The sequence below is a fragment of the Pollutibacter soli genome (genome assembly GCA_029269725.1).
Lineage (GTDB): Bacteria > Bacteroidota > Bacteroidia > Chitinophagales > Chitinophagaceae > Pollutibacter > Pollutibacter soli.
On record JARJHS010000009.1, the window covers coordinates 174,656 to 188,233 of the forward strand.

Genomic DNA, 13,578 nt, shown 5'->3' on the forward strand with positions numbered 1-13,578 from the left:
TATTGGTTTTTATTTCTTGTATTTTATCAAAACTAAACGCTTGATGTATGAATGCACTAAAGCCATTGCTATCCTGTTTATTTCTTATTTTTCTTCCTGCTATTTTATTTTCTCAGTCAATCGGTTTTTCTCACCAACGTGGATTTTATGATGCGCCATTTTCACTGACGATATCGGGCGACGCTGGTCAGCAGATCAGATACACCACTAACGGTACTGCGCCAACGATAAACACGGGAACAGTCTACTCGGGCCCGATCAGTATTACCACAACAACAGTACTCCGCGCCATTGCTGTATCCGGAGGATCGGCTTCTGCAGTCCAAACGCAATCCTATATCTTTCTGAACAGTGTAATTCATCAGCCTGCCAATATTGCCGGCTGGCCTAATAAGCCTTATGCTTTGGGAAGCGGAACCGCAACTGCCATTCATGATTATGAAATGGACCCAGCCATTGCAGACAATCCGGCATACAGTGAAGATCTGATAAAGGGCCTGAAAGAAATTCCGACATTATCAATTGTTCTTGATAAGAACAGTTTTCAAACAATGTATGACGGTGACATTGAAGTACTGGCATCTGCAGAAATTATTTATGCCAACAGCCCGGGACTTAATGAGCAGTTTGAAGTAGGAATTGAAGCACATAGTCATCTGCGTTTAAAACGTTCTTTGCGTTTAACATTCGACAATGCTCCTGGTGGCGCAGGAGTTATCTCTAAAATTTTCAGGAATGCACCATTAAACAGTGCAACAGCCACGGATCAGTTCAATAAAGCCAAAGTAGTTTTACGCGCGGGCAATAACCGGTCATGGGCAAGGAACTGGAACCCCGACAGAACAGCGTACACACGGGATCAATGGTACCGGGATGCTCAGATCGCAATGACCGGCTACGGTTCCCACGGAACTTTTGTACATCTCTATGTTGACGGGTTGTATTGGGGACTTTATAATCCTTCGGAAAGGCCCGATGCCGGATTCCAGGCGAAATATTTCGGAGGAAATTTTGAAGATTGGTTGAGTTTCGACTCTGATGGGGTGCGGAGTGGTGATGCAACGCGTTTCAATTATCTGTCAGGTACGCTTGTAAATAAAGACATGTCCATTGCAGCTAACTACAATGAAATGCAGGGATACCTTGATGTAGAAAATTTTATCGACTACCTGATCCTTACCTGGTTTACCGGGATGACGGATTGGCCGCAGAATAATTTCCAGGGAGGTAACAGAAATGTTCCATCACCTACTCCAAATAAATATTTCGCATGGGATTGCGAATGGTCATGGGATGTAACCAACGGAAGTAACAATGGCGCATGGGTTCATCCGGATTTCAGAAGCAATCAAACAACGGGAACAAGTCTCCTGGCGAAACTCTGGCATTCATTGAGAAAGAATCCTCAGTTCATGAGTCTGTTTGCTGACAGGGTATCCAAACATTGTTTTAATAATGGAGCATTAACCGATGCTGCTTCTGTAAGCAGATGGACGACGCTGAATAATTTTATCAGCAATGCAATTATCGCTGAGTCTGCGAGGTGGGGCGATGCGCTGAATGATGGAGTCACCAGGACAAAAAATGATCATTGGACGCCTGAAGTGAACCGTGTGAAGACGCTTATGCAAGGTAATGTTCAGCGATTTGTCAATGCATTGATTGCTGAAGGATATTTTTCACTATTACTTCCTCCGTCGTTCAGTCGCGAAGGCGGAGCTACCGCCACACCCACGACGTTGACTATAACGAACCCAAATGCTGCCGGATCTATTTATTACACAAAAACCGGAAATGATCCGAAAAATGCAAACGGGTCAATTTCCTCAGATGCAGTTAAGTACTCCGGAGCAGTCAGTATTACAGGCGATTTTACTGTGATAAAAGCCAGGGTGTATGATGGCACCAACTGGTCATCGCTACATGAAGGCACGTATTTCTTCCCGCAGCTGAAAATAAATGAATTCCTCGCGAGCAATAGCGAGGGAATTGTTGACGAAAGCGGCGTACATGAAGATTGGATCGAGATTTACAACAAAGGAACGCAGCCAGTGAATATTGGTGGGATGTACATAACGGATCTTTTATCAAATCCGGTTTTGTACCAGATACCGAATACTGATCCTGCGAAAACTACTATTCCACCGAAAGGTTATTTACTTCTTTGGGCAGATAATCAACCAACGGAAGGCGTTTTGCATGTTAATGTAAAACTCAGCGCCAGCGGTGAATCTATTGGTTTGGCGATGATGATCGATGGTACTCCCACATACATTGATCAACTAAGCTTTGGAGCGCAGAGTGCAGATGTTTCTACCGGATCATTTCCTGATGGCTCTACGACTGTCAGGACTTTCACTACACCAACACCGGGAGCTGCCAATCTTATCACACAGATCAGTGGCGTATATATCAATGAAGTTGCAGCACTCAATACAAACGGAATTACTGATGAAAAAGGTGAACATGATCCCTGGATAGAAATATTTAATAAAAATGCATCCCCGGTAAATATTGGCGGACTGTACATCACAAATAATCTGTCGAACCAGCTTCTTTTCCAGATACCTTCAAATTCTCCGGCTTCTACGACAATACCGGCGAATGGTTACATTATTCTGTGGGCAGATAATCAACCGGCACAGGGTCCGTTACACATCGGGTTAACCTTAAATGCTACCGGTGGAAATATTGCATTAGTCAGCAACGATGGCGCCGCGCCATATGTAATAGATCAGCTGCAATATGGAAGCATTGCACCGAATACAAGTTTCGGAAGATATCCGGATGGTTCGACAAATCTAAAGTCGTTTGTAACACCTACACCAGCAAAATTCAATACAATTCCGCTGGTCACCGGGTTGTACATAAATGAATATCTCGCAAGCAACAATGCGAGCAATACTGATGAGTTTGGCGAATTTGAAGATTGGATTGAAATCTATAACTCGACAAGCAATGCAATTGATATTGGTGGATTATTCATCACCGATAATCTTTCAAATCCTGGAAAATGGCAGATACCAACAAACCGTCCGGATCTGACCGTTATTCCGGCAGGTGGATTTAAGCTTTTATATGCTGATGAACAGCCATCGCAGGGCGCGTTGCATGTCAATATTAAACTTGGTGCGGGAGGTGAAGATATCGGGCTGAGTCAGCTACAGGGCGGGGTTAGCTCCCTGATTAATGGTCTCACGTTTGGCGCTCAAACTTCAGACGTATCGGAAGGAAGAGTTCCTGATGGAGGCAATACGATCCAGGCTTTCACTAAGATTACTCCCGGCGCCAGCAATGTTACGATTGCTAATCAAAAACCAATAGCGAATGCTGGTGTTGATCAAACGATAACAAGTCCTGCAAGTAGCGTTAAATTAAATGGATCCGGTACCGATGATGGAAGTATAAAAACTTATACCTGGAGCCAGGCAAGTGGTCCAAACACTGCGGTATTCTCCGGTAAAACAATTGCCGCTCCTACGGTGAGTGGACTTGTGGTTGGAGTATATGTGTTCAATCTGGTTGTAACAGATAACCTTGACCTGGCGAGCGTTGCAGATCAGGTGACCGTTACCGTTAAGGCTGCATCAACGGGTACGCCATTGTTCCGCATTAACGCAGGCGGACCTGCATATACATCTGCAGGCATCGCCTGGCAGGCTGATCAGTATTTCACCGGTGGTGATGTTTACAGCAGCACCGATCCGATAGCCGGAACTACCAACGACCAGTTGTATCAGACTGAGCGTTGGGGTAATGTCAGCTATGCGATACCGGTGCCGAATGGTAAGTACACATTAAGATTGCATTTCGCGGAGATTTTCTGGACCGAAGCTGGTAGTAGGGTATTCTCCGTAAATATCGAAAACGGACAGGCATCTATACCAAACCTGGATATATTCAGTAGTGCAGGTGGAGCAAATACAGCGCTGGCCATTGATCGGGCGATCAATGTAACAGATGGTGTACTCAATTTCAACCTGGTTGCCGGTATTGAGAATCCTAAGCTTTCAGGTATCGAAATTCTTACCTTGGGACCTGTTCCAAATGCACGGCCGGTTGCCAATGCAGGTGTCGATCAGAAAGTTTTCCTGCCTGCAAGCACTTCTAAATTGATTGGTTCCGGTACAGACGATGTTAGCATCAAAGGATACACATGGAGCCAGGTAAGCGGGCCAAACACAGCGACATTTAATAGTAAGACTATTGCTGACCCGACGGTTGGCGGCCTTATTCAGGGTACCTATGTATTCAGCCTGGTGGTGACAGACAATCTTGGTCTGCCGAGTGCAGCTGACCGGGTGATTGTTACCGTCAGCAACCCTGCGCCGGTGGCGAATGCGGGCACAGATCAACAGATCATCGTTCCTGTAAGCACTACTAAGCTCAATGGATCAGGCACTGACAATGGAACTATTAAAACTTACAGCTGGACACAAGTCAGCGGACCAAATACGGCGGTGTTCAATAGTAAAATCATTGCCGCACCGACCGTAAGTGGTCTTGTGCAGGGCGCATATGTATTCAGTCTTATTGTTACCGATAACCTGGATCAACCAAGTGTGGCTGATAGAGTAGTAGTGTCTGTTGTGAATCCGCGACCGCTGGCAAATGCTGGTGCTGATCAGACGATTACAGCTCCGGTAAGTACGGTACAGCTCAATGGGTCCGGAACAGACAATGGTAGTATAAGAAATTATCGCTGGCGCCAGGTATCCGGACCGAATACGGCGGTGTTCAGCAATGCGACAGTACCCGCACCAACAGTCAGTGGACTTATACCGGGTTCATATGCATTCAGCCTTACCGTTGCAGATAACCTGAATGCGGCAAGTCTTCCTGATACAATGACCGTTACCGTTAGTGCAGCGACGGGAGCCATGTCAAGAACCGCGGTGGGCCTGAGCGCGGATGGCTCCGTACCATGGGAAGTAAAAGTGTTGCCGAACCCAAGCACGCATTACTTCAATATCAACGTCAACAGTTCAGCCAAAGATCGACTATGGGTGGGTGCATATGATGGAGATGGTAAGTTGATTGAAAAAATGGAAAGAGTAAATAATGGACAACAGTTAAGAATGGGTCAGAATTACCGGCCTGGTGTATATTATATTAAAGTGATACAGGGTGACAAGGTGAAAGTGCTCAAAGTGATAAAGCAATAATTAAAAAGAGGTGGCTAAGTTAACAGCCACCTCTTTTTTTAATTCCAACACGGCAAAACGATGTCGCGGATGTTCTTTGCGAAAGATTATTTAGGGAACTGTTTTTAAAGGCAAAAACTTTTTAGCTGTGCAAAATACCTGGAATAGCGTTGTTTTGACATTGTTATCGGATAATTCTGATGCTATTTTGTACTACAATAATTCATCGAATATCTTAGTTATCGTGGCTTAATAGTTTGTCAAACAGAATGGAACTGACTAAGCAAGTCTGCTTGCTCGCAGATAAACTTCCGCCTTCAGAAAGATTTAATCTCAAAAATCAAATTTGTCGCGCAGCGAAATATGCGTTAAAGGCACAAATCCGAAGAGCTGCAATTTCTGTCATTTCAAATATTACAGAAGGATCTTCGCGAAAATCGGTCGCCGATCGAAAGAGATTTTATGAAATAGCAAGGTCGTCGGCCATCGAAATCGACGCACAAATTGAAGCCGCAATTGCTTTGCAATACGTTCAATCCGAAATCACAGTTTCTGCAAAATCTGTTTTAACTGAAGTATTTAAGAGTTTGTCAAAACTTTCTTCATAACTGTTTCATTGGATTAATATTTGCAACCAGGTAATGCAGGTGAATATTTTTTAAAGCGCTGAGTTCCAGTTCAACTTTGACATTGAGGAACCATAAACTCAATACTATCAACTCCTATTGCCTGATTACCATTGCCTGGACTCACTCTGTTCGCAACGACTTCACCGGATTCGCATTCGCTGCGCGAACAGACTGCACTACAATCGTAATCATCGCGATAGCTAACGCTGCAACCGCGCACAACGGAAATATCCACCAGTTGATTTCAGTTCTATAACTGAAATCCTGCAGCCAGCGACTCATAATATACCACGAAGCAGGAGTGGCAAGTGCAATCGCAATGACGATGAGTTTCACGAAATCTTTTGATAAAAGCACGAGAATATCTGCTACAGATGCACCCAGGACTTTTCGTACACCAATCTCTTTCGTGCGTTTTACGGTGGCGAACAATACAAGTCCGAACAAACCAAGGCAAGCCACAAAAATGGCAACACCCGCAAATATGTTGAACACTTTCCCAAACAACTGATCATTTTTATACTGCCAGTTGAACCGATCATTCAGGAAAAAATAATCGAAGTGATTGCCCGGAAACATGGCATCATATTTTGCTTTAATCGCCTCAATCGTACCTTGCAGATTTTGTGTTGTTTTCAGTTTGAGCGATATGTCATTATAAGTTCCGTAAGAAGGAATAAACACAGTTGCTTCCATCGGATAACGAAGAGACTTCTGATGCACATCTTCCAGAACTCCGATAACTGTCCAGCGTCGCGTGCCACGCAGAATGTCTTTTCCAATAGCAGCTTCAGGAGAAGAAAAGCCCAGCAGCTTCACTGCTGATCTGTTGATCAACGTGTTTTTCAATTTTCTGCCATCAGGATCATGATCAGAAGGGTCAAAAGAACGACCTGCAATCACTTTCATTCCATACAGTGGGATAAAATCATGATCTGTCTGCATCACCCGAACAGTATATTTATTTGTAGATGCTGAATCCGCCTGGCGAACATTAAAACTTCTGCCCAGTTCATTTCCGAAAATATTACCTGAAGTAGCTGCGGCTGCAACAGCGGGTATTTGTTTCAGTTCCTGTTTAAGTATGTCTACTTTGTTGATAAAAGAAGAATCATATCCCGTGAGCATCGGTGGCTTCACGATCATCACCTGGTTCATGTCAAAGCCGAGATCTTTCTTGTTAAGAAAATTCAATTGCTTAGTGACAATAACAGCCCCAGCGATTAAAATCGCGGTTATGCAAAACTGTGAGATCACCAGAACTTTGCGGAGAAGTATGCCTTTGCTTCCTGAAGAGAATTGTCCTTTCAATACCTGGATCGGTTTAAAAGAAGATAATACAAATGCAGGATAGAAACCGGAAAGAAGCATACCCGTCACGATCAGCGTGACTAATCCGATCAGCAGTGCATATCCCTTCATTCCCTTGGAGAAAATGTAGGCCATCGACAGTTGCTGTTCAAGTAATTGATTGAAACCCGACTGCAACAGGTATACAAAAAGTACTGCCAGTCCCAGTGCAATCAAATTTACCATGATCGATTCAAAAAGAAACTGAGAAATAAGTTGTCTGCGAACACCACCAACTACTTTGCGTATGCCCACCTCACGGGCGCGTTCAGCCGAGCGAGCTGTTGCCAGGTTGATATAGTTTACCCAGCCAATTACAATAATAAAGATGGCAATAGTCAGCAATCCCCATACTGCTGTGGCACTGCCTGTTCTCCCGATCTCATATTCAAAATCAGAATATAGGTGAGCATTTGAAAGCGGCTGCAAATAAAATTTTTCATCGCTACCGGAAATCTTATTACCCTGGAAATGTTTTTTGGAGAAAGCAGCCATACCTGCATTAATCTTTTTATAATCCGTACCGGGCTTTAGCTGTACATAGTGCCAGAAATCCGATTGTGTGAAATCATAATCAGATTCTTTCCAGAAATGCATAAGGGTAGGGTAAGATACGATCATGGAAAATTCCAGGTGTGAGTTCTCCGGAACATCTTTTAATACCGCATCAACACGGTACGGCATGGAATCACGGTTAAGCACAATCGCTTTTCCGATAATATCTTCGAAATTGTTCCTGGGGAGATCAAATATTTTTTTTGCCAGGGTTTCAGTGATAACAATGGTGAAAGGCTCTTTCAGCATGTCTTTTCTGCTCCCTGCGATGATCGGATAGTCAAACATCTGGAAGAAAATATTCTCTCCGAAAAACACATGATCATCCTCAATTCTTTTTGTACCGTTGCTCAGGATGGTTTCACCAACGGTCGCCACTCTTGCATTCGCAATTACATCATCATAATCATCATTCATCGCTTTGCCCACGCCGGAATAAGTGATTGTTCCATGTTGAATCAGGTTGCCCTGCTGGTAACGATCATTTACCACACGATAAATATCTTTCGCATTTTGGTTGAACTGGTCGTAGCTCAGTTTGAAGCTGACGTACTGCAGAATCAGCAGGCATACCGTCATCCCGATGGCCAATCCGAAAATATTGATCAGGCTGAACATTTTGTGTTTCGCCAGGTTCCGAAATGCGATTTTGATGTAATTCGTGAACATATGAGTGGTAGGTTATAAGTTAATGGTTCAAAGTTTAAGGTTAAACGTATAACGCAGAACGTTAAACGTAAACATCCTGATGTTCAAATTTCCAAATCGGTCACCGCATAATATCTGTTGCCTGCTGCCTATTCCGTCCTCAAACTCTTTACAGGATTCATCATGGCAGCCCGGATAGACTGGAAGCTTACAGTAAGCAAAGCAATCGCGATTGCGGCGCATCCTGAAAAAACAAAAACCCACCATTCTATATCGACATGATACGCATACTCCTGTAACCAGCGATTGATTGCCCACCACGCGACAGGAAAAGCAATTCCATTTGCAATGAGTACCAATTTCAGGAAATCTTTGGATAACAGAGAACTGACATTGAATACAGACGCGCCCAGCACTTTACGCACACCAATTTCTTTTATCCTTTGTTCCGCAGAATAGGTTGCAAGTCCGAAGAGTCCTAAACAGGCAATGAAGATCGAAGCAAAAGCCATCCAGATCAGTAGTGTTTGGCGGCGCGCGTCTTCCGTATAAAACAATGCCAGCTGCTCATCCAGAAAATGATATTCAAACGGCTCTTCCTTGTCATTGCTTACCATGATCGCTTTCAGTTTCTCAAGCGTACCCTGGATATCGCTTCCGTCGATGCGTACGGAATAATAATCGATTAACTGTAATGGATTGTGATTGTAGGTGAGTACTAAAGGTTCGATCTTATCGCGCAGCGACTGAAAATGAAAATCCCTGACAATGCCCACTACAGTCGGCGTAAAGGGAACATTTTCGTTGTTCACGGGAGTGAATGTGCCTCCATACCTGTTGACTTCTGGAATCTCTACCGTCTGACCTGATGCAGTGGTAATCCCGAGCATTTTTGCAGCCGTTTCATTGATCAGGATGGAAGAGGAATCAGCGGGAGAACTGAAATTCCTTCCCTGTATCAATTGCACTTCAAACGTTTTCAGGAAGTCTTTATCGGCGCCGAACATGTAGGAAATCCCGGTCTGCTCTGTGTTCCCCTGTGTTCTTACCTTGATGGTCTGCAGTGTTTTCCATTCGCCGGGAACTCTGGAGGTTACAGACACATTTTTTACTGAAGGGATAGCGGCCATGTCGGATTTGATGGCTTCAAAGTTGGATCTGGCTTTGCTCGTATTTACATCAATTACAACCAACAGATCTTTATTGAAACCAAGATGGGTATTGTTGAGGTAACGCACCTGTTGCACAAGAACAATTGTGCCGATGATCATTACGATAGAAATAGCGAATTGAAAAATCACCAGGCCTTTCCGTAGCGACAAATCACCCTGGCTGCGCAGTTTTATGCCTTTGAGTAAAATTGCAGGCCTGAATCGCGATAACATCAGGGCGGGATAGCTTCCGGCCAACAATCCTGTACCCAAAGCAAATAAAACAGCCAGTAGCCATATCCGGTAGTCGGTGTATACCCCGAGAGAGAGTGCCTTTCCGGTGAATTGATTGAAAGCAGGCAGCAAAAGATTGACAAGCCCAATAGAAAAGATAAATGCAATGAAGGTTACCAGCAGGGATTCCAGCAGGAATTGCCGGGTGAGATGATTGCGGAGGGCGCCGATTGATTTGCGCACACCGATCTCTTTTAGCCGGCCGGATGCTCTTGCCGTTGTCAGATTCATATAGTTTATCCCGGCAATAATCAGTACAAAAAAAGCGACAAATGCGAAGATCCTGATGTAATAAATACTCCCTTTGGCGATGGGAGAGACGTTTGAATTCCGCGCGCCATCAATGATATTTTCTGAATAGAGATGGATATCCTTCAGCGGCTGCAGTGTATAGGAGAAACTGGTACCTGCAGGGGCGGTAAAGTTTTTCCGGACGAATTCTGATAATTGTTTCGATACTGATGCAGGCTTCGCATTGGGTTTTAAAAGTACGTATACAGAAAAATTATTGGACAACCAATCGCTTTCGGCAAGTTGTTTGAAAAAATCGCCATTAGTGAATGTCGCTTCTGACATCATACAGTTAAAATCCAGGCTTGAATTGCGGGGCATATTTTTGAATACCCCTGTAATTTTAAGCGGCGTTTCCAGGAAATTAAATGTCAATGATTTTCCCAGAAGATCACTTTTCCTGTTGAAGAGCCGCATGGCGAGATCTTCGTTGATGATAATTGAGTTCGGCTCTGTCAATGCACTAAGCCTGTTGCCTTCCACGAAAGGGAAATCAAAAATTTCGAGGAAAGAATTATTAACTGCAGTAACCGTCTCCTGGAAATTGACTGGATTTTCAGGATTTACCAGATTAGCCCGACCCATACGTATCATCCTGGCAGTATTCTCTACACCTGTCACCCGGGTCTTTGATTCTTCTGCAAGTTTGTATCCCGCACCAGCGGTGATGGTATTTTCGCCCTTTACCATTTTATCTTCGACTACACGATAAATCCTGTCAGCTTTACTATGCTGTTCATCAAATGTAAGTTCATCAAAAAGGTACAGGCCAACCAGTAAAAAACAACTGGTTCCGAAGCAAAGCCCGGCAATATTCAACACACTGTATAATTTATTACGTTTCAGTGTACGCCATGCGATTTTGATGTAATTCGTGAACATAGAGGTAGTAGGTTATAAGTTTTGAGTAATAAGTTAACGGTTCTATTTTTTAGGGTTGAACGTATAACGTATAACGTTAAACGTAAAAAGCCGGCCGTTCCCTATTGCCAATTGCCTTCTTACTATTGCCTTTCTTCCCTGTTCCTGTTTTCTGTTTCCGTTTCTGGTTAAGAGTTTCTAATCCATTAACTCTCCTGCCTCCTCACTCAAAGTAACCTCACTCTACACGTAAGCTTTTAACTGGATTCATCAACGCTGCTTTTATCGAATGAAAACTAACAGTCAGTAGGGTAATCAGCAATGCTGCCAGTCCGGTTGCCGGGAAAATCCACCAGGCAATCGTTGTTCGGTACTGATAATTCTGCAACCACTGATTCATGAAATACCAGGCAGTGGGTGTTGCGATCAGCAACGAAATGAATACAAGAATGACAAACTCTTTTGAAAGCATTTGCCAGACACTAAATACTGATGCGCCCAATACTTTCCTGATGCCAATTTCGCGTATTCTTTTTTCTGCCACAAATGAAGCCAGACCAAATAATCCTAACATCGAAATAAATATCGCCAAACCTGAAAAGAAGCCCGCCAGTTTGCCGATCTTTTGTTCTTCACCGAATTTTTTTGCGAATTCCTCGTCAACAAACTGGTAGGTGAAGGGGTTTAAATTATCCAGTTGCTCGTACACTTTTTTAATTGCAGCAATTGCTTCTGACGCCTTTTGCTCCGGTTTTATTTTAATGTTGGCAAAGGAGACTCTTTTTTCGTTTGGCACGAAAATCATTGGCCTTACCGGTTCATAAACAGATTGCATCACGAGATCTTTGCATACCCCTACAACTGTATAATCCTGCTCGTCGCCCCACCTGACAACAGTGCCAATTGGATTTTTTAAACCCATATATTTTACTGCAGTTTCATTCAAAACAAATGATAGGGAATCTGTGGCGAAGTCCTTTGAAAAGTCGCGGCCCTGTACAATCTGCCAGTTTACAGTTTTACCAAAATCACGCGTTACACGAAGTGTATTAAACTCTTCCTGCATACCCGGATCTTTTCCCGGCCACGTAAATCCACTGTTGGTAACATAACTGCTGCTCAGCCGGGTGTCCGTTGCTGTCATCGATTCAATCATACCTGTTGCAAGCAATTCATTACGGAATATATCAAGTCGTTTGACCATGTCAGGAGATGGCATGCTAACGGCGACGATACCCCGCTGATCATATCCGATGGGTCTGTCTTTAGCAAATTCGATCTGTCTGAATACGACCATGGTTCCGATGATCAGAATTGCAGAGACAGCAAATTGAGTTACCACCAGTATTTTCCTTGGCAAAGTAGCATATTGCCCAATGATCAGCTTTCCCTTTAAAACTTTCACCGGTTTAAATCCGGAGAGATAAAATGCAGGGTAGCTTCCAGCCAATAAGGCTGTAACCAACGCAAAACAAATGGTGCCTGTCCAGAACCATACTGAGTCCCATGGTAATGAAATTGTTTTCCCAGCAATATCATTGAACAGAGGGATCATCAGTTGTGACAATGCAATCGCTGCAACCAGCGAGAAAAAAGCAATGAGCATAGATTCCATATACAGCTGCCATACGAGCTGCCGACGGGAGGATCCGACGGTTTTGCGAATACCTACTTCCTTTGCTTTTTTCTCCGTTCTGGCTGTACTCAGATTCATGAAGTTGATACAGGCGAGAAGTAAAACGAAAATTCCGATGATGCCGAACATCCATAAATATTGAATTCTTCCGCCCGTATTTACACCATTTTCAAAATTTTCATACAGGCGCCATTTGTCCATGGGGTGAAGAAACAGCACAGGATTATTTATTGCTCCGCCGCCTTCGGTGCCGCGTACCCGATTCATTTTCGCGTCTTTGATAGCCAGGGAAGTTTTCGCCATATCCTTACCATCAGCGAGCTGTACAAAAACTCCGAACCAACTATTTCCCCAACCGACACGGTTGTCGAGGTCTTCATTCTTTCTATACAATTCCCAGGGTGAGAAGAACTGCAGCTCTCCAAAACTCGAATTTTCATCAATATCCCGGTAAACGCCTGATACTTTTACATTCATTTTTGCATCGATCTGCAAAACCTGGTTGATGGGATCAGCATCACCATATATCGCTTTCGCAAGAGATGACGAAATGATAATCGAATTCATGTCTGTCAATCCATTTGCGGAGCCTTTGATCATTTTCAGACTAAGCATATCCGTTATAGAAGGTTCCATGAATACACCTTTTGGAGTCAGTTTCTTGTCTCCCGAAATTAGCAGGTGATTACCCCAACCACCCTGCAATGAAATATTTTTGAATAGATGACCGTAACTGTTTCTTAATTCGGGACCCAGTTGCATAGCCTGCGTATTCCAGGTTCGTATCACACCTTCAAAATTCTGGTTCTGATAAACCCGCGCTATTCTTGAATGATTTGGAAAGGAACTATTGTACGATAATTCATCTTTGATCCAGGTACCAATCAGTATCGCAACCGCCATTCCTACGGCAAGTCCTGTAATATTGATTGCAGTTGAAAATCTGTTTTTCTGCAGACTTCGGGCAGCTGATCTTATGAAGTAAAATATCATGTTCTTTAGCGATTATAAAATTCAGG

5 protein-coding genes are annotated in these 13,578 nt (G+C 43.6%); 2 read left to right on the top strand and 3 right to left on the bottom strand.

The window, feature by feature from the left end:
* The first annotated feature begins 47 nt into the window (after positions 1 to 47).
* Positions 48 to 5,165: a PKD domain-containing protein gene (locus tag P2W82_RS20170; RefSeq protein WP_336517740.1), complete on the top strand. Its 5,118-nt coding sequence runs from the start codon at positions 48 to 50 to the stop codon at positions 5,163 to 5,165.
* A gap of 248 nt (positions 5,166 to 5,413) precedes the next feature.
* Entirely contained in the window at positions 5,414 to 5,752 is a 339-nt protein-coding gene (locus tag P2W82_RS20175; RefSeq protein ID WP_336517741.1) for a four helix bundle protein, read from the top strand.
* A 141-nt stretch (positions 5,753 to 5,893) separates the two neighbouring features.
* On the opposite strand, the gene P2W82_RS20180 is transcribed toward P2W82_RS20175, so the two are convergent.
* From P2W82_RS20180 to P2W82_RS20190, 3 genes are all read right to left on the bottom strand, one after another.
* Positions 5,894 to 8,347 carry an ABC transporter permease gene (locus tag P2W82_RS20180; RefSeq protein WP_336517742.1) on the bottom strand — a complete coding sequence of 818 codons (2,454 nt, stop codon included), beginning with the start codon at positions 8,345 to 8,347 and terminating at the stop codon, positions 5,894 to 5,896.
* A 128-nt stretch (positions 8,348 to 8,475) separates the two neighbouring features.
* On the bottom strand, positions 8,476 to 10,944 hold the full coding sequence (locus P2W82_RS20185) for an ABC transporter permease (RefSeq protein ID WP_336517743.1): 2,469 nt from the start codon (positions 10,942 to 10,944) through the stop codon (positions 8,476 to 8,478).
* A 217-nt stretch (positions 10,945 to 11,161) separates the two neighbouring features.
* Positions 11,162 to 13,552, bottom strand: a complete 2,391-nt coding sequence (locus P2W82_RS20190; RefSeq protein ID WP_336517744.1) for an ABC transporter permease — start codon at positions 13,550 to 13,552, stop codon at positions 11,162 to 11,164.
* Positions 13,553 to 13,578: the final 26 nt, after the last annotated feature.

Bases quoted from the DNA above. Each gene is read 5' to 3' on its own strand.
- P2W82_RS20185 (WP_336517743.1), bottom strand. From the start codon at position 10,944: ATGTTCACGAATTACATCAAAATCGCATGGCGTACACTGAAACGTAAT.
- P2W82_RS20190 (WP_336517744.1), bottom strand. From the start codon at position 13,552: ATGATATTTTACTTCATAAGATCAGCTGCCCGAAGTCTGCAGAAAAAC.
- P2W82_RS20175 (WP_336517741.1), top strand. From the start codon at position 5,414: ATGGAACTGACTAAGCAAGTCTGCTTGCTCGCAGATAAACTTCCGCCT.
- P2W82_RS20170 (WP_336517740.1), top strand. From the start codon at position 48: ATGAATGCACTAAAGCCATTGCTATCCTGTTTATTTCTTATTTTTCTT.
- P2W82_RS20180 (WP_336517742.1), bottom strand. From the start codon at position 8,347: ATGTTCACGAATTACATCAAAATCGCATTTCGGAACCTGGCGAAACAC.